Here is a 19756-nt window from a genome sequence, read left to right on the forward strand (position 1 = left end):
TTAATTTACCCTCACCATGAGAGTGAGCTCCCTCAACACTCAAGTCATTTGAGTGTTTACCTTATCTCTTTATATATTCATTACTTTTATTATGTTTAAAGAAAAAGGCACATCAAAATGCAATTTTAACACCTAAAGTAAGGACAAAACTGATAATGACCGGCAGGATAATGCAGGGCTACGCGTCAAAAATCAATATCAAATTTTATTCATAGTTATGCATTATTACACTAGTAGATAGTAATTTTTTGGTATAATTAAGCTGTTTTTTCACATGAAAGACAAACTTTTGACTATGTAATTTAAGAAATAAAAATCCAATTTCGTACATTTGTTAAAAATAGGTAAATAGTGTGAACCCAAGAGTTATCAAGGTCTCTACTCGAACACCTGATCGATTATTATTTGGTAATTCAATTTAAATATCTAACTCGCAAGTCAAGTAAATATACCATTAACATCATTAACACACTTGCAACCTATCGCTACTCAACTCTCCATGTTTTCCTACAAAAATTATTTATTAAAAGGCGTTTTTTTGCTCAAAATTAAATCATGAATCAAGCAGCAGAATGACACAAAAATTTCATCTTTTAGAAACAAATGAGAAATACATCAAGGTTAACCTCTTAAAAAGTGTGATATCAATAAAGTTCTGAATAGGATTCAGTATCAACAAAGAGGGATTACAGATGGACAGCTTCCAATTAGAAGACATCATGGCAATGGAACCAAACCCTTATCGTGCTCACAAGACTAAGCCGACAAAGAGAAAGTGGCGCGAAATTGAAGCGATTCAAGATAGACGCCAACTACAGAAGGAATTGAAAGAGCTGGATTACTTTGGCGAGTACAATTTAGAAGACCTTGATATTTAAACTTTGGATTTTTAACTTTTAAACTAAAATGTCATCATTTTCAGAATTACATAATATAAAGCAGACACGCTTGAAATGTGTCTGCTTTATTTTTCATCAATCTAGACTTAGATATCAGACTTCATGTATTCAGACAGGCGTTGGTATTCTTTATCAATACTTTGTCCAAAGAGTGGATCTCTATCTTCACTACCCCACAATTTTTCAACCGCTAACCAATCCTGCTCAGTAAACTGCTTCTTTAAGGTAGGTAAAATTTCACGCTCTTCAAAATCTAAATGCTTTTTTTGTTGATAGATAAAATTCTCTAAATGCTCACTAAATACATCATTAGGGACCACCGCATCTTGCAACACCATTTCCAGTAAATCAGAAAACCCCTTGGTCGTTTCCGATAAGTTTTTATGATCTTCCAGCAAATTGGCAATATTATGATTATCACCATAATGCTCTAAGAAATAATGATAGATAAGATCTTCCTTTGGATGGTGTCTCATTTCCGAATGCTGTTGAAGATAAGAAATAATATCATTAATAATCAGGTAATTAATTGGTTTCTCTTGTTTTAATAAATTAAGTTTCTGGTCCAAAATAACCAGCAATCGCACCATATAGTTGTGCTCACGACTTATAATATTTCTTAGCATGGCTCCCTCCTACTCCGTCAACTACCACCACTATAGGTGATACTTTTCCTTCGCTATTGTCCATGGTCAAATATTGTTCAATCAGTATAGCTCATGTTCATTTTCTGTGAGCCAAACCCAGAATAAGCTCAAATCAATTCAAATTGTTCATTTTGTTGTAAACTTACCGAAGCCCAGTTTATTGGCGACTTACCTTGCTGTAATAAAAGCGTATTGGCTTGAGAAAAATGCTGACAACCAAAAAAACCACGATAAGCTGAAAGAGGAGACGGGTGAGGAGCGGTCAAAATGTGATGCTTAGAAGTATCAATGGATGCGCCTTTTTTCTGCGCGTGAGCTCCCCATAATAAAAAAACCAATCCACTATGATTTTGATTTAATTCTACAATCACTTGGTCTGTGAACTGTTCCCAACCAGACTTAGAATGCGAATGCGCCTTACCTTGTTCCACCGTCAATACCGTATTCAATAGCAACACACCTTGTTTGGCCCAAGACACTAGATTGCCGTGCCCTGGAATAGTAAAGCCTTCTATATCTTGTGCCAGTTCTTTATACATATTAACTAAAGAAGGCGGCGTTTTAACCCCAACTTGTACCGAGAAAGCCAAACCGTGCGCTTGATTAGGCCCGTGATAAGGATCTTGTCCTAGTATCACCACTTTTACTTGATCAAATGGAGTATGGTTAAATGCTGAAAAAACTAAACTCTCTTCAGGGTATATATTTTTACCTTGAGCTCGCTCACTCGCAACAAAGCTTTCAAGCAGTTTAAAATAGCTTTGTTGTTTTTCATTTTCGATCACATCATCCCACGTTGACATCATTTAATCCCTATCCTTACTTTCAGTTAATTTTGTCATTGTATCGCGAGGAGAGCGCAAGACGAACCACAAGGATGCGGTTATTTTCGTAGTAAATTAACCACACACTTGCACTTCAATTATTTTTTACAGTTTAAAATAATCTTACAAACCCTTATTTCTTTTGGTTTTCTTGATTTACAGCAAAAAAACACACCAATAATGAAATCTGACTTTGGTGGTTTATTGATTTAAATCAATATTAATTTTGTGGTTATTGGGTATATAATGACATCATCATTTAGTTCGAAAATAACATCATATTTAATTCCACTTAGGTGACAAAGGAGATGGGCATGATCCAAGGTATCCAAATTACTAAAGCAGCAAACGACGATTTATTAAACTCTATCTGGTTACTAGATAGCGACAAAAATGAAGCACGTTGTGTTGCCGCTGAAGCTGGCTTTGAAGCAGATCAAGTCGTTGCTGCTGATTCTCTAGGCAACATCGAATACCGTGAAGTAAAAATTGAAACTGCACCACGCATCGAAGGTGGTCAACACCTAAACGTAAACGTTCTTTCTCGAGAAACACTAGAAGATGCAGTTGCACACCCAGAAAATTACCCACAACTAACTATTCGTGTTTCTGGTTATGCAGTACGTTTTAATTCTCTAACGGCTGAGCAACAACGCGACGTTATCGCTCGTACGTTTACAGAGTCTATGTAATAACGATTTTCGGGTTTACGTTTCTCGTAGCTCGGAATTCATATAAATAAAAAAGCTCAAAAGAATTTAACCTCTTTTGAGCTTTTCTTTTTCGAGTGACTAGTAACGAGCTTTCGAGCTACGGTTAACCTTGCCCTCTTCTCAACACTTCTTTCAGCAAATCAAAATCTGCCGCAAGATCTTCAGAAAGCAATGCCATCGCACCGTGTTTTGCTAATGGCCCTGGAACATCGATATCTGTATCCAGTATTTCATCCACCACTTCTTTAAATTTAGCTGGGTGCGCGGTACATAAGAATAAACCGGTTTCACCTTCTTGAATCTGTTGAGTTAGCACTCGGTATGCAATCGCACCATGCGGCTCACATAAGTAACCAAGGTTATTCAACTCAACCACGGATTCAGCACTTTGTGTGTCAGTTACCATACCTTTACCTAGAGTATCTAAGCCCCAACCTTTAATGCGACATAGTTCTTCAATGCGCGGCCAGTTATTTGGTTGGCTAACATCCATCGCGTTAGAAGTTGTCGCAACAGTTGGTTTTGGATCCCACTTACCGGTTTCAAGGTAACGAGGCACTGTATCATTGGCATTGGTTGCGGCAATAAAGCGCTTAATCGGTAGTCCCAACGCTTTAGCCAGTAAGCCAGCAGTTAAGTTACCAAAGTTACCACTAGGCACTGAGATAACTAAATTATCACGCTCAGCTTTTGTCATTTGAGCGGCAGCTTCAAAGTAGTAGCATATTTGCGCCATTAAACGGCTAATGTTGATTGAGTTGGCAGAGTTAAGGCCAATCTCTTCACGTAACGCTTGATCATCAAAAGCTTGCTTTACTAATGATTGGCATGCATCAAAATCACCATCAATCGCCACTGTGTGAATGTTACCACCTAGAGTACAAAATAGTTTTTCTTGTAATGGGCTGATCTTTCCTTTTGGATACAAGATCACCACATTAATGTTTTCCATTCCATAGAAAGCATGGGCAACCGCCGCACCAGTATCACCAGAAGTCGCTGTTAATATGGTAATCTTCTGGCCTTTATCAGCAGTGACAGCCGCCAAAGATTGCGCCATAAAACGGCCACCGAAATCTTTAAAAGCCAATGTTGGACCGTGGAAAAGCTCTAGGGCGTAAACGCCATCTTTGACTGATTTAATCGGTGCTGGAAATTGAAAAGCCGCCGAGACCAGTTGATTTACTTGTTCAGCAGTTAACTCATCACCAATTAATGCCGATAAAATTTTACTACTACGACTAACAAAATCTTCCGCTAATAATGATTCAATATCATCAAACTTAGGTAATTCTGATGGAAAAAATAACCCTTGATTACGACCTAGGCCTTGACGTACAGCTTGGCCAAAAGAGACCTGCTCATCATTTTCTTTTATATTGTACAACTTCATAGTTCACTTCCTGTTACTCTCGAACCTTCCTTGTCTAAACGACAAATATGCACGAAACCTTCATCATTTTGTATGTAATTTTCATTTAACCAATGTGCAACTCGTTCTGCCACATCTTTCTTACTACAAATAGTAAATAGTGTTGGACCAGAACCAGAAATACCGCAGGCTAATGCGCCTGCCGACATCGCGTATTGACGAGCATCCTCAAAACCTGGCAACAACTTAGCTCGATAGGGTTCTGCTATCACATCTTTAATCACTTTAGCTGCGAGCTCTGGTTGCCCTGAATGACACGCATGAATAAAGCCACCAAGATGACGACCATGGGCAATAATATCTTGGCGACGATATTGAGAAGGTAAAATCGAGCGTGCCTCTGCTGTCGACACTTTAATGCCCGGATAAGCCATTACCCAATACCAATCATCAAAACAAGGGACTTCTTGGCTGATAATACCAAGCTCTTCCAGCATCAGTTGCAAGCCACCTAAGTAACAAGGCGCAACATTATCGTAGTGAATTCCACCAGAAATTTGCCCTTCCATTTCACCCATTAACGCCAGTAATTCCATTTCATTTAATGGTTGCTGATGAAAACGGTTTAACGCATCTAAGGCCGCAACAATGGAGCAAGCACTAGAGCCTAAACCTGAGCCAATCGGCATATTTTTTTCTAGTGTCATTTCCAGTGGCAATAAAGGAATATTTTTCTTTTCCAATTCACGGGAAAAGACTTGCCAGCAATGGTAGACAATATTCTCTTTCGGATCGATTGGAAGCTTCGCGACAAAGCTTCCTGCAGTTTTCAAATCAAATGATGCATCCGATGGTTTAACTAAAACTCGGTCACCAAGCAAAGTACCGTCAATCGGTGATACAGCAGCGCCAAGAACATCAAATCCAACACTGACATTACCAATTGAGGCCGGAGCATACACTGCGACACTTTGAGGTTGAGACATTGACATAATTAAACTCCTAATTTCCAACCTAAAGTACGCATCACATCAGAGAATACGCCTGCTGCGGTCACTTGAGTACCTGCGCCATAACCACGTAACACCAATGGAATTGGTTGATAATAACGACTATAAAAGGCTAGTGCATTCTCGCCATCTTTAATTTTGTACATAGGGTCATTTTCATCCACCGCAATTATTTTCACTTTACATTGACCGTCTTCAATCGTGCCAACATAACGCAATACTTTGCCCTCTTGAGCGGCTTTTGCTGAAAGGTCTGCAAAATAAGCATCTGCTTGTGGTAAACGCTCCATAAACTCAGCAACACTACCTGAATCATCAAAGCCCGGTGGTAAGGCTTGTTCAACAATCACATCATCGAGTTCAAGTTCTATACCCGCTTCACGAGCAAGGATTAGCAATTTACGCGCCACATCCATACCAGAGAGATCATCACGAGGATCCGGCTCAGTAAAGCCATTTTCATTGGCGATATTGGTTGCTTGACTTAACGTCATACCTTCATCTAGCTTGCCAAAAATGTAAGATAGCGAACCGGATAAAATACCATTAAATTTTTCTAATTCATCACCCGCTGAGATCAAGTTTTGTAGGTTTTCAATAACCGGTAAACCCGCTCCTACAGTTGTTTCATACATCAATTTACGACGAGTGCTTCTCGCGGTTTCTCGTAGTTGGTGGTAGTAACTCATACTCGCAGTATTGGCTTTCTTATTTGGTGTCACCACATGGAAGCCTGCGGCTAAGAAGTCGGTATATTGATTGGCGATAGATTCACTCGAAGTACAATCAACGAGTACTGGGTTAATGATGTGATTACGTTGTACCAAAGCGATCATACGCGCTAGGCTGAACTCCTCACTGGCATGCGCCATACGGTCACGCCAATTTTCTAGCGGCAAACCATCACTATCAAGTAGTAGTCCTTTCGAGTTAGCCAAACCACACACTCGAATTACAATGCCTTTTTCTGCCAATTTGGCTTGTTGACGCTGGAATTGATCCACCAGCTCCCCACCAACACCACCAATACCAACCACGAATACATCTAAGAAGTGCTTAGAATTAAATAGATTCTCATGACAAGCTTTAATGGCGACTGAAATTTTATCTTCTGGAATAACAGCAGAAATCGCACGCTCTGAAGAGCCTTGAGCAATGGCGACGACATTCACATTCACCTCAGCAAGTGAAGCAAAAAATTGAGAAGCCACACCACGGGCAGTACGCATCTTGTCACCGACTAAGGTTACAATCGCAACATTATCGGTAAATTCAATCGGGTCAAGTAGGCCATCTTTTAACTCAAGCTCGAAACCCTCTTGCAAGGCTTGCTCGGCTTTCTCTTTATCTTGCCCTTCAATACAAAAACTAATGCTGTATTCCGATGATGATTGAGTAATCAGGACAATAGAAACACCCGATGTCGACATTGCACCAAATACGCGACTCGCCATGCCAACCATGCCTTTCATACCTGGACCTGAAACATTGACCATTGTCAATTGGCTTAAGGTGGTAATTCCTTTGATCGCAAGATTATCTTCACCAGTATCTTGACCAATTAAGGTACCAGCGCCTTGAGGATTAAAGCTATTTTTGATTAAGCAAGGGATTTGAAATTGAGCAATAGGAGCGATGGTTTTAGGGTGAAGTACTGAAGCACCAAAATAAGATAGCTCCATCGCCTCTTGATAGCTTAGCGATTTCAGTAATCGTGCATCTTCAACTAATCTAGGGTCACAGTTATAAACACCGTCTACATCCGTCCAGATTTCACAACAATCGGCACGTAAACACGCTGCCAAGACCGCTGCAGAGTAGTCAGAGCCATTACGGCCCAAAGTAACCAACTCTCCCTTAGCATTACCGGCAGTAAAGCCAGGCATGATATTTATATGACCTGCTGGTAGAGGTTTACGCTGGAAATTTCCTGTCGAGATATCGACATCAACCATAGCTTCTAAATGATCGCCTTTAGCAAATAGATATTCAACCGGATCAATTAAGCTCGCTAGTTTACCTTTCGCCTCGATAACCGCTTTCATTAATTGAATCGAAATACGCTCACCTTTACTGATGATGCGCGCATTGACATGATCGGGGCACATTCCCAATAGCGTCATACCATGCACATATTGACGAAGTTGCTTCATTGAGGTCTTAACTTGAGTATCAAACGCTAAGTATTCCAATCCTTCGACTTGTTGTTTGATTTGCTCGAAAAGAATATAAAATGATTGTTCTAAGTCATTAATTAATAACTCTGCTTCACCATTCTTTAGCGTATTTTCAATCACAGCAACCAGTTTATTGGTCGTTTTACCCGGAGCAGATAGCACTACGGCCAAATCTTCTTGTTGAGCATTGTTAATAATAATATCTGCTGCCCTTAAAAATCGGTCAGCATCGGCCAGTGAAGACCCTCCAAATTTTAGTACTCGCATCCCTTCCTCCAAAATTTCACTTCTAAATTTGCATAAAAAAAGGCCTGTATCTGGTGGGATACAGGCCTTTTTTTGAAAACTTTCGCTTACCAGCCTGCCCCAACATTAATGGTGTCGGTCATAATTGAGGTCATAATAATGGTGGTGCTGGTTAAAAACGTCATAGTCTATGTCTTATTTGTTATCAACTATCTCTACATTTACCGATTTAAAGACCAAGAGTCAATGAAAAGTTACCTTTATTCTCATTTTGCTCAAAAATACAGACTAAAGACACAAAATAGTCATCTCTCATCAATTCCAGCTCCCTATCTATCTCTAAATAAAATAATCATAAATAGAATAACGGTCACTGAGATTTAACATTCTTCTTTCAAACTGATTGATGCAAATCAACAAACCGAGAATTAGGCTATATTCACTTATTGTTAGCAAGCTGTTAAGACTGTAGACTCAAACCCATAATCAACAATTCAGCTACTATTTCTGTTTTATCTATATTAAAGCTGTGTTTGTAAACTGTTTTAATGCTAATGACTCCCATGATGTAAATATAGTTGCTAGCAAAATGTTATTTTTATCTAGAATTAATGTACTCAAGGTAATTGGAATTGCATAGAGGTGACAAGTTAATGAATCCCCATGAGCATAGCTCGCCCATGTGGTTGGGGTGAATAAACGCCGTCAATAAAGATGCGACTTCAAGTACGAAGGGTATAAACCATTTAAAGTCATGATTTAGGTACTCCTATGCATACCCCACAAATTCTTATCGTTGAAGATGAACAGGTCACACGTAATACTCTGAAGACTATTTTTGAAGCCGAAGGATATACTGTTTTTGAGGCCATTGATGGTGACAACATGCACCAGATTTTATCCGAAAACTCAATTAACTTGGTGATTATGGATATCAACTTACCAGGTAAAAATGGCCTACTTCTGGCTCGTGAGCTAAGAGAGCAAGCGAATGTTGCGCTTATGTTCTTAACCGGTCGCGATAACGAAGTTGATAAAATATTAGGCTTAGAAATCGGAGCTGATGACTACATAACAAAACCATTTAATCCTCGAGAATTAACTATTCGTGCTCGTAACTTATTGCAACGTTCTATGCACAGTGGTGATGCACAAGAAGACAAACGTACGGTTGAAAAATATGAATTCAACGGTTGGGTGCTAGATATCAATAGCCGCTCATTAATTAACCCTATGGGCGAAAACTATAAGCTACCGCGCTCTGAGTTCCGCGCATTATTACACTTCTGTGAGAACCCAGGCAAAATTCAAACTCGTGCCGATCTATTGAAGAAGATGACCGGCCGCGAATTGAAACCACACGACCGCACTGTTGACGTAACGATTCGTCGTATTCGTAAACACTTTGAATCAATCGCTGATACTCCTGAAATCATCGCAACAATTCACGGTGAAGGTTATCGTTTCTGTGGTGAACTAAGCGAATAATCAAGCTTAAAACACTCACCAACTAAAAGGCCCCGCACTTCTTTATTAAAGAAAGTGCGGGGCCTTTTGTTTTATAACTATATCTAAGTTACTTAGTATATTGCCCTATCCATTGCTTCAAGGTATTAATATCTTGCTGGTAATATTGATTCATTTTCTCTATCCAGCTTGCGACATTTTCTCGCCATCCTTCTGCTTCAGGTGTTTGAGCGAGCTGAGCGAGTTGCTGAATGCGTTGCAAACCAACCGAGCCCGCCGCACCTTTTATTTTGTGCGCTTCAGATACTAAATTCTCATCATCACCAACACTTAAATACTGATTAAGCTGCTGCATATAATCAGGAATGGTTTGTTCAAACATCAATAGGCTATCTAAAACCGGCTGCTTACCAACGATATCAAGATAAGAGAGCAACATTTCAGTGTCAATCACCGATCGTTGAGTTTTCTCTTGCTGACTTCCTCTTTCCATATTTGGTGAGTTTACTTCTATTTTAGGGACAGATTTAGCCCCAGAAGATTTACTTCCAAAAAAATCCCCCACTACCTGATTAATATCCTTAATCGATAATGGCTTACTGATCGCACCATCCATGCCATTTTCAATGTATTCTTGTTTGTTTGTCATAACATTGGCAGTCAAAGCGACTAATGGTGGTAGCTGGGAATACGTTTGTCGAAGCTGCTGAGCAATATCAAAGCCTGTCATATCGGGCAATTGAATATCTAAAAAGACCAAATCATAATCTTCTGGTTTAAAGCATCTAAGCGCCTCTTCTCCTGACATTGCCACATCAAGATTATGCCCTAAGTTTTCCAATACAGAGCGAGCCACCGTAATATTTAACTCAATATCTTCCACCATAAAAATACGTAGGTTAGGTTGAGATTCCATATGACCAATAGCTTCTTCTAATTGCGTGATAGGCACACAAATCGACACCACAAAAGTACTACCAAACCCTAGTTCACTTGAGACACTAATTTCACCTCCCATACGATGAGCAAACTCTTGAGAAACAGCTAAACCAATTCCGGTACCGACTGCATGTAAATTATCTTTACCTGACTTCACTTGATAGTACATATCAAAGATATTATCGACTTCATGATCTGGAATACCGATACCGGTATCTTCGATTTCAAACTCAATGTTGGCAACATCCCCGTCTACATCGGCACTGACATTAATAGTCACGCCACCCTGCTTGGTAAATTTCATCGCATTGTTAACTAAATTCCACAACACTTGGCGCAATCGAGTCGCATCTACCATGATCGCAGGCGGAAGCTCAGTTAGACGATCGAGCTCAAACATCAGGCCTTTTTGTTCAGCCATTAAACTGGAAATAGTTTCAATATCAGTAATAAAACTATGGAAGTCTGTTGCGGTAGGAAGAAGCTCTAATTCTTTACGATCAAACTTATCAAGATCAATCACATCATTAAATATATGCCCTAAGGTAATAGCGCTGATATTGATTGTCTGCATATATTGTCTTTGTTCTTGATCGAGCTTTGAATCAAGTAATATACGACTTAAACCGACAATGCCATTTAGCGGCGTTCTTAGTTCATGGCTAATCGTTGATATAAACTTGGTTTTATCTTGGCTGGCTTTAAGTAATGCATCTTGGTCTGCCTTCCGCTCAGTAATGTCTCGTCCGAACCCAACCAAACCAAGCAATTGGTTGGATTTATTATAAAAAGGCAATTTACGAAATTCAAAGTACGCTTTTTTACCATCAGGGTATTCAAGCCATAGATCGTAGGCCAATTCTCGATTCTCTAGAAAAACCGTTTTATCCGTATCTTCTACTTGTTGATGGGTCGAATTATCTTTATAGACATCGTATATTGATAACCCAACCAGTTCAGATTCTGTTAATCCAACTAGCTCCTCAAAAGCTCGGTTACAACCGGAAAACAGGCCTTCAGTGTTACGGTAATAAATGAGATCAGGGGAAGCATCTAAAAATGAGCGTAATAAAGCGGTACGCTCTGCCAACTCCACTTGTGCTTTTTCACGTTGGTAAACCTCATTTTCAAGATCTTGCATAACCTCTAAACGAGCTTCTTCCGCTTTCTTTCTTTCATTAATTTCTTGATTCAACTTATGTATATTATTTTGCAGCTCTATATTTAACTGATGATCACGTTGACGCATATCTTTCAACTTATCGACCATTTTAGTTAAACGTTGTCGAGACTCTTCAAGTTGATCAACCACAACTGTTAAGAAATACACCGCCCAAGGCGTAATTAATAAACCAAAAAATACCGAGCGAATAATCACAATATTTTCTATACGCCCAGTCAACACTAAGCTAACGACTGCTTGTAATAAAACTGAAAAGCACACTAAGGCCAACGCCAGCAGCATAGAGAATTTAACCATTCCCAGTTTAACTAATAAATCCACATAATACTGGGCAAGGTTTTTTAACACATTCATGATGAACTCAAACTCCTGAAAAGAATGCAGAGCAAGATATAACTAAGCAAGAACAAGCTCAGTCTATACAAAACACCTTTTTAAGCAAAAATTGAGTATAACTGAGAAGCTCGGATAACAATAAAGGATATAACTCCAATTCCCATCTCAGTAAGATCAAAGAGAAAGTAAATATATATTCACAAAAACAGCATATTACTCACACGAGTCAGTCCTTTAGTCTTTTAATATGCAAATCCTGAAAAAAAAATTAGTCATTTTTATGTAACTTTCGTTGGAATTACATAGTACAAAAATGTAGGATGAAGGCACGATGCTGTGTTTTTCGTGATAGATGTCACGTCAACATTTAAGAATAAATCGCTAGCATTTCCTTTAATGGAAGAATAAAAAACCACTCGTGTTTTGTATCACTTCCAAAAGGAACTAAGAAACAACTTTTTTCGCAAATACTTTTCTGCGAATAATTGAAAGGAATCGCACTTACTAGACCGAGCAATGTCAGTAAGGAAGATTATAAGTACATAAAAGGACAAAGTAGCCGTGTCGATAAGCATAGACGCTGATTCGCTAAGCTGCCATTTAACTTGGAAGGATGTATCTATGGTAAGTAGAGAGCAAAGTACACAAGGATTGTACACTCCTGAGCTGGAGCATGATGCCTGTGGGATCGGTTTTGTTGCTCACTTAAAAAACCGTAAATCTCACGCTGTGGTAACACAGGCGCTGGATATGCTAGCCCGCATGGAACACCGCGGTGGTCAAGGTTGTGACCCTTGTAGTGGTGATGGTGCAGGTATCTTACTGCAAAAACCTCATGAATTTCTTTTAGAAGAAGCCGTCAAACTCGGTATCAAACTCCCATCATTTGAAAAATATGGGGTTGGTGTTGTTCTATTCCCTAAAGATGAGCATAAACGCCAACAGTGTCGCGATATTTTAGAACGCAATGCTAAGCGCCTTGATCTTGAAATTTTAGGATACCGTATTTTACCAGTCGATAATTCGATGATCGGCGAAGATCCACTCAGCACCGAACCTCAATTTGAACACGTTTTCATTTCTGGTGGCCCAAGCGTGGATCCAGCAGAGCTTGAACGTAAGCTTTATGTGCTACGCAACTACACAGTTCGCGTCTGTCTTGAGTCCGTGTCTAACATTGGTGATGATTTCTATATCAACTCATTGTCTTACAAGACTTTGGTTTATAAAGGGCAGCTCACCACAGATCAAGTTCCTCAATACTTTTTAGATCTACAAAACCCAACTATGGTGACAGCGTTAGCACTTGTGCATTCTCGCTTTTCAACCAACACCTTCCCAAGATGGCGTCTTGCACAACCATTCCGTTACATTGCACACAATGGTGAGATTAACACCGTACGCGGCAACTTAAACTGGATGAAGGCACGTGAAGCCATTTTAGAATCTGAATTATTCTCAAAAGCAGAGATCGACATGTTGTTGCCGATCTGCCAAGAAGGTAGCTCGGATTCCTCTAACTTTGATATGGCGCTAGAACTTCTTGTTCTTTCAGGCCGTAGCTTGCCACACGCGTTAATGATGCTGATCCCTGAAGCTTGGCAAGAAAATAAAAACATGGATCCAGCTCGTCGTGCGTTCTACCAATACCATGCCAACATCATGGAACCTTGGGATGGCCCGGCTTCTGTTTGTTTCACCGATGGTGTCCAAGTAGGTGCAACCTTAGACCGTAACGGTTTACGTCCTTCTCGCTATACCGTAACCAAAGATGATTTCTTGGTAATGGCATCAGAGTCTGGGGCGGTTGAAATCGCACCAGAGAACATTGAGTACCGTGGTCGCCTGCAACCTGGTCGTATCTTTGTTGCCGATCTAGAACAAGGTCGTATTATTTCTGATGAAGAAGTAAAAGATAGTATTGCTACTGCTAAACCTTATGAGCAATGGGTTCAAGACAACCTACTCACTCTAAAAACTCTGCCTGATGCCGATAATATGCATCATCAACCTTCTCCTGCTCGCTTGCTACAACATCAACAGGCGTTTGGTATTACTAGCGAAGAAGTAAACGACATTATTCATGTACTCGCAGAAACGGGTTATGAACCTCTTATGTCAATGGGTGCAGACTGGCCATTAGCAATATTGTCACACCAATCTCAGCACTTATCGCACTACTTCAAGCAGCTATTTGCTCAGGTAACTAACCCACCAATCGATCCGATTCGTGAGCGTATGGTCATGTCACTTAATACCTACCTAGGTCGTGACCATAACCTGTTAACTGAAACGCCTGAACACTGTCGAAAAGTCGAGCTAGAGTCCCCTGTTTTATCTAATGAAGAACTTGAAAAACTACGTGCGATCGATAATGAGCACTTGCAAGCAAAAACATTAGACATCGTTTTCCGTGCCACCGAAGAGCCGGGTAAATTAGAGCGTGCACTAAAACGTATTTGCCAATATGCAGAAGATGCAGTGGTAGATGGTTACTCGATTATTCTGTTAACTGACCGTGCAACCAACTCGAACCATGCGGCAATTCCAGCCATGTTGGCGGTTGGCGCAGTACATCACCACTTAATCCGTAAAGGCTTACGGGCGAAGTGTGACATCGTGATCGAAACAGGTGACGCTCGTGAAACGCACCACTTTGCAACTCTCGTCGGTTACGGTGCCAATGCGGTTAACCCATACTTGGTCACAGAAACGATTGTTGATCTTCAGAAGAAGAAAAAACTTGATCCGGAAATCCCAACTGAAGACTATTTCAACAACTATCGTAAAGGCATCAATGCTGGCTTGTTGAAGATTTTCTCTAAAATGGGTATTTCTACGCTACAGTCGTACCATGGCGCACAAATCTTTGAAGCGCTTGGTATTAGTAAATCTGTCGTTGATAAATACTTCACTGGTACCGTTTCTCGTATTCAAGGTTTAACCATTGACGATATCGCACGCGAAGTGTTGATCCGTCACCGTGTCGGTTACCCAACCCGCGAGATTCCAATTCAAATGTTGGATGTGGGTGGAGTTTATCAATGGAAACAACGTGGTGAAAAACACTTGTTCAACCCTGAAACCATCTCATTGTTGCAACAATCAACGCGCAACAAAGACTATGCGCAGTTTAAGCAATACGCGAAAACGGTTGATGATCAAGGTGATAACGCAGCAACACTACGTAGCCAGTTAGATTTCATCAAAAACCCAGCAGGTTCAGTCCCACTTGAGGAAGTTGAGCCCATTGAAAATATTCTGAAACGCTTTGCCACAGGTGCAATGAGTTTTGGTTCGATTTCTTACGAAGCTCACTCAACCCTCGCGGTTGCAATGAACCGTATTGGCGCTAAGTCCAACTCTGGTGAAGGTGGTGAAGACCCAATTCGCTTTGAGAAAAAGGCTAATGGTGACTGGGAACGTTCAGCAATCAAACAGGTAGCCTCTGGTCGTTTCGGTGTAACGTCTTACTACCTAACCAACGCTGATGAGCTACAAATCAAGATGGCTCAAGGCGCGAAACCAGGTGAAGGTGGTCAACTACCAGGTGATAAAGTAGATGATTGGATCGGGGCGACTCGTCACTCGACTCCAGGCGTTGGCTTAATTTCCCCACCACCTCATCACGATATATACTCTATCGAAGATTTAGCTCAGTTGATCTACGATCTGAAAAATGCGAACCGCGGCGGTCGTGTCAACGTCAAACTCGTATCGGAAGCAGGGGTAGGTACCATTGCATCAGGCGTTGCAAAAGCAAAAGCGGATGTCGTTCTCATTGCTGGCTTTGATGGTGGTACAGGTGCATCACCTATGTCTTCAATCCGTCACACTGGTTTACCGTGGGAACTTGGCCTAGCCGAAACCCACCAAACCCTACTGAAAAACGGCCTACGTAACCGTATCGTTGTTCAGTCTGATGGTCAGATGAAAACACCTCGTGACCTTGCTGTCGCTACACTACTTGGCGCAGAAGAATGGGGCGTGGCAACGGCCGCACTAGTGGTTGAAGGCTGTATCATGATGCGTAAGTGTCACAAAAACACTTGCCCAGTTGGTATCGCAACACAAAACAAAACCTTGCGTGAGCGCTTTGATGGCCGCGTAGAAGATGTCGTGACTTTCTTCCAATACATGGCAGAAGGTTTACGTGAAGTAATGGCAGAACTTGGTTTCCGTACTATCGATGAAATGGTTGGTCAATCTCACAAACTTAAAGTACGTGATGATATCCAACACTGGAAATATAAGAACCTCGATCTTAGCCCTGTACTACATATTCAACCGCCTCGTGCTGAAGATGGTATCTACAACCAGAAACCACAAAATCACGGCTTAGAAGCAGTACTGGATCGTAAGTTAATTGAAGCGGCTCAACCGGCTTTAACTAAAGGTGAAGCAGTAGAAGCACTCTTCCCTATCATCAATACCGACCGTAGTACGGGTACTATGCTGTCGAATGAAATTTCGAAAGTATATAAAGACCAAGGTCTACCGAAACCAATGAACGTTAAGTTCACCGGTTCTGCTGGTCAGTCATTCGGTGCTTTCCTTGCGAAAGGCGTTAAGTTTGAAGTGGAAGGCGATGCCAATGACTACTGGGGTAAAGGTCTATCAGGCGGTACATTAGTACTCTACCCTGATCGCCGTTCGACAGTGGTGGCTGAAGACAACATCGTAGTTGGTAACGTATGTTTCTACGGTGCAACGTCAGGTCAATCCTTTATCCGTGGTATGGCTGGTGAACGTTTCTGCGTTCGTAACTCTGGCGCACACGTAGTTGTTGAAGGCGTTGGTGACCATGGTTGTGAGTACATGACTGGTGGTTCAGCCATTATCCTTGGCTCAACAGGCCGTAACTTTGCTGCTGGTATGAGTGGCGGTGTGGCTTATGTGTGGGATAAAGATGGTGATTTCGATAAGAAGCTCAACCCAGAGTTAGTGGATGTCGATCCAATTGAAGCTGAAGATAAAGCGTTCATTAAAGATATGCTGACCAAGCATGTTGAGTACACTGGAAGTACAGTGGCGCAAAACTTCTTAGCTGATTTTGAAAACAACCTAGCAAGCTTGGCAAAAGTTATGCCTCGTGATTACAAAGCTGTATTGCAAAAGCGCAAACAAGCCGCAAACAAGGAAGAGTTGGAGGCCGTCAATGGGTAAGCCTACTGGATTTTTAGAGCACGGACGTGAACTACCGAAAAAAGTCGATCCAAGTGTTCGTATACAAGACAATAAAGAGTTCGTACTCGATGAGGAGTTTGGTGAAAAAATCAATACTCAAGCTTCTCGCTGTATGGATTGTGGTGTGCCGTTTTGTCATAGCGGCTGCCCAATTGGGAACATCATTCCTGAATTTAACGATGCGGTATACCGTGATAGCTGGGAAGAGGCTTGGAATATTCTAAACAGCACCAATAACTTCCCAGAATTTACTGGTCGCGTGTGTCCTGCACCATGTGAAACCGCTTGTGTACTGGGTATTAACCAAGACCCTATTACGATTTGTAATATCGAGAAAAACATTGCTGAGCGCGCCTATAAAGAAGGCTTTGCTAAAGCACGTAAACCTCGTAAACGCACAGGAAAAACCATTGCGATTGTCGGTTCTGGCCCTGCTGGTTTATCAGCAGCAGAACAGCTCAATGCCGCGGGCCACTCAGTGACCGTATTTGAGCGTGATGAAAAAGTCGGTGGTTTACTACGCTTTGGCATCCCTGACTTTAAACTCAGCATGGAGGTCATTGACCGTAAAATTGACTTGATGGCAGAAGCTGGCGTTAAATTTGAAGTTAATGCTCATATTGGCGTTAACATCAATGCTCAGCAATTGCGTCAAGAATTTGATGTAATACTGCTTACTGGTGGTTCTACAGTTCCTCGTGATTTACCAATTCCGGGCCGCGAGCTAAAAGGCGTCCATTTTGCGATGGAATTCCTAGGTCAAAACAACCGTCGCGCTAACAACATGGATCTAAAAGGTGAAGAAATTCACGCTAAAGATGATCATGTTGTGGTTATCGGTGGTGGTGATACTGGCTCTGACTGTGTAGGTACTTCTAACCGTCATGGTGCAGCAAGCATTACTCAAGTAGAAATCATGCCGATTCCACCTGAGCAACGCCCAGCTAACCAACCTTGGCCTCAATATCCAATGATCATGAAAACCACCACTTCTCACGAAGAAGGTTGTGAACGTCATTGGAATATTTTGACTAAAGAGTTTATCGGCGATGAAAACGGTAATGTGAAAGAATTACGCATTGCAGATATTGTATGGGATGACGCGAAACCAGGTGAACGCCCAGGATTTAAAGAAGTGGAAGGCTCTGAGCGAGTCATTCCATGTACCAAAGCTTTCTTAGCTATGGGCTTCTTACATCCAGAGCCAAGCGGCGTACTTGCCCAATTGGACATCAAACTTGATGATCGAGGCAATGTCGCAGCCGAAGGTTACGCTACCAATCAAAAAGGTGTGTTTGCAGCAGGTGACATGCGTACCGGTCAATCACTGGTTGTTCGCTGTATCAATGAAGGTCGTGAATGTGCTCGTGCTGTGGATGCTTACCTAATGGGTAACTCACACCTAGAAGCAAGAGCCGATTCTTTGATGAAATCTGCGTAAGCAACTCAATAATATGATACCCAAAGCCCCGTTGATTCGGGGCTTTTTCGTATCCTGACAATGATTAGATCAAGGTATTAGAATTAAAAAGGTAATTAAAGATGCGAAAACTCAGCACCTTAGCTATGGTTATATTACTTACTGGTTGTACTCAGAGTTATGCTATGAAAGATAATAATCCCGATTTACTATGCAGCTCGAAACCTAACTGTGTTTCCACTCAAGAGCTAAGAAGTGATTATCAAGTTGCCCCATTTGAACTCATTTCAGAAGCGACCACTATCAATGAAATAGAGCAAGTGGCACTGACCTTAAAGAGAAGCAAAACGGTCAACAAAACCGATGAAAGCTTGCATTTAGAGTCCACCAGCCTGATTTTCCGCTTTGTTGATGATCTTCATATTGTTAAACAAGGTTCACTGCTTCAAGTCCGATCAAAATCTCGTGTTGGTTACTCTGATTTTGGCGTCAACAAAAGCCGCGTAGAAGCATTACGTGAAAAATTAATTGCCGCGAATTTACTAAAACCAAGCCCCTAAAATTAAACCTGTTATGTTACAATCCCGCCATCTTTGATCCATATAGAGTAAACAGATTATGAAAGTTGGCATTATTGGCGCAATGGAACAAGAAGTTGCGATACTAAAAGAATCACTAGTTGACTGTGAAACAACGACCAAAGGTGGTTGCACTTTTTATACTGGCAGCATTAATAATGTGACAATAATCCTCCTACAATCGGGTATTGGTAAAGTCTCGGCCAGTATCGGTAGCACTCTATTAATTGAATGCTTTCAACCTGACGTCATTATTAACACCGGTTCTGCTGGCGGATTTGATCCAAGTTTAAATCTAGGTGATGTGGTGATCTCAACAGAAGTTCGTCACCACGATGCCGATGTCACGGCATTTGGTTATGAAATCGGTCAAATGGCTGGTCAACCAGCGGCTTTCACTGCCGATCCAACCTTAATTGAGATCGTAGAAAAAGCACTACAAGGTATGAAAGATACTCATGCGGTACGTGGTTTAATTTGTACCGGTGATGCCTTTGTTTGTACGCCAGAAAAACAAGCGTTTATCCGTCAGCATTTCCCAAATGTGATTGCTGTAGAAATGGAAGCCTCAGCCATTGCACAAACTTGTCATCAGTTCCGTACACCGTTCGTAGTCGTGCGTGCCATTTCTGATGTGGCAGATAAAGAATCGCCAATGAGCTTCGAAGAGTTTCTACCGCTTGCCGCCAAACGTTCATCAGAGATGGTGCTCAATATGCTTGCTCAAATGAAATAAGTAACAGGCTGCTACCCAAGTG

13 protein-coding genes and 1 other annotated feature are annotated in these 19756 nt (G+C 41.2%); of the genes, 7 read left to right on the forward strand and 6 right to left on the reverse strand.

Annotation, left to right across the window (positions count from 1 at the left end; translation table 11 throughout):
- Positions 1-692: 692 nt before the first annotated feature.
- Positions 693-878 (forward strand): DUF3545 family protein, encoded by a 186-nt coding sequence (locus tag ACN0T8_RS08455; RefSeq protein WP_417880192.1) that lies wholly within the window; start codon positions 693-695, stop codon positions 876-878.
- 107 nt (positions 879-985) lie between these two features.
- Here ACN0T8_RS08455 and ACN0T8_RS08460 read toward each other — a convergent pair whose 3' ends face one another.
- Together ACN0T8_RS08460 and ung are read right to left on the reverse strand one after the other, a co-directional pair.
- Entirely contained in the window at positions 986-1525 is a 540-nt protein-coding gene (locus ACN0T8_RS08460) for a hemerythrin domain-containing protein (RefSeq protein ID WP_417880193.1), read from the reverse strand.
- A 128-nt stretch (positions 1526-1653) separates the two neighbouring features.
- On the reverse strand, positions 1654-2352 hold the full coding sequence (ung, locus tag ACN0T8_RS08465) for a uracil-DNA glycosylase (RefSeq protein WP_417880194.1): 699 nt from the start codon (positions 2350-2352) through the stop codon (positions 1654-1656).
- 332 nt (positions 2353-2684) lie between these two features.
- Between ung and grcA the strand changes: the two genes are divergently transcribed.
- A complete protein-coding gene (gene grcA, locus ACN0T8_RS08470) occupies positions 2685-3062 on the forward strand; it encodes an autonomous glycyl radical cofactor GrcA (RefSeq protein ID WP_417880195.1) in 378 nt (125 codons plus the stop codon).
- Between the two features lie 124 nt (positions 3063-3186).
- Here grcA and thrC read toward each other — a convergent pair whose 3' ends face one another.
- The 3 genes from thrC to thrA are packed head-to-tail and all read right to left on the reverse strand — an operon-like array spanning position 3187 to position 7909.
- Complete coding sequence (thrC, locus tag ACN0T8_RS08475) at positions 3187-4476, reverse strand: threonine synthase (protein ID WP_417880196.1); 1290 nt, start codon at positions 4474-4476, stop codon at positions 3187-3189.
- Complete coding sequence (gene thrB / locus ACN0T8_RS08480; RefSeq protein WP_417880283.1) at positions 4473-5441, reverse strand: homoserine kinase; 969 nt, start codon at positions 5439-5441, stop codon at positions 4473-4475. The genes thrC and thrB overlap by 4 nt, the downstream gene beginning before the upstream one ends.
- Before the next feature lie 8 nt (positions 5442-5449).
- Positions 5450-7909, reverse strand: a complete 2460-nt coding sequence (thrA, locus tag ACN0T8_RS08485; RefSeq protein WP_417880197.1) for a bifunctional aspartate kinase/homoserine dehydrogenase I — start codon at positions 7907-7909, stop codon at positions 5450-5452.
- A gap of 33 nt (positions 7910-7942) precedes the next feature.
- Positions 7943-8069 (reverse strand) — a sequence feature (Thr leader region).
- A gap of 590 nt (positions 8070-8659) precedes the next feature.
- On the opposite strand from thrA, the gene arcA reads away from it, so the two are divergent.
- Entirely contained in the window at positions 8660-9376 is a 717-nt protein-coding gene (gene arcA, locus ACN0T8_RS08490; protein ID WP_417880199.1) for a two-component system response regulator ArcA, read from the forward strand.
- Positions 9377-9464: 88 nt separating this feature from the next.
- Here arcA and arcB read toward each other — a convergent pair whose 3' ends face one another.
- Positions 9465-11831, reverse strand: coding sequence for an aerobic respiration two-component sensor histidine kinase ArcB (arcB, locus tag ACN0T8_RS08495; RefSeq protein ID WP_417880200.1), 2367 nt, complete (start codon positions 11829-11831; stop codon positions 9465-9467).
- Between the two features lie 603 nt (positions 11832-12434).
- Between arcB and gltB the strand changes: the two genes are divergently transcribed.
- From gltB to mtnN, 4 genes are all read left to right on the forward strand, one after another.
- Positions 12435-16979, forward strand: a complete 4545-nt coding sequence (gene gltB / locus ACN0T8_RS08500; RefSeq protein ID WP_417880201.1) for a glutamate synthase large subunit — start codon at positions 12435-12437, stop codon at positions 16977-16979.
- The gene (locus ACN0T8_RS08505; RefSeq protein ID WP_417880202.1) at positions 16972-18441 is read left to right on the forward strand and encodes a glutamate synthase subunit beta; all 1470 of its coding nucleotides are present in this window, start codon (positions 16972-16974) and stop codon (positions 18439-18441) included. The genes gltB and ACN0T8_RS08505 overlap by 8 nt, the downstream gene beginning before the upstream one ends.
- A gap of 101 nt (positions 18442-18542) precedes the next feature.
- The gene (locus ACN0T8_RS08510; protein ID WP_417880203.1) at positions 18543-18980 is read left to right on the forward strand and encodes a DUF1499 domain-containing protein; all 438 of its coding nucleotides are present in this window, start codon (positions 18543-18545) and stop codon (positions 18978-18980) included.
- Positions 18981-19038: 58 nt separating this feature from the next.
- A complete protein-coding gene (mtnN, locus tag ACN0T8_RS08515; RefSeq protein WP_417880204.1) occupies positions 19039-19734 on the forward strand; it encodes a 5'-methylthioadenosine/S-adenosylhomocysteine nucleosidase in 696 nt (231 codons plus the stop codon).
- Positions 19735-19756 lie beyond the last annotated feature (22 nt).

This window comes from Vibrio sp. (assembly GCF_048266485.1).
GTDB lineage: Bacteria > Pseudomonadota > Gammaproteobacteria > Enterobacterales > Vibrionaceae > Vibrio.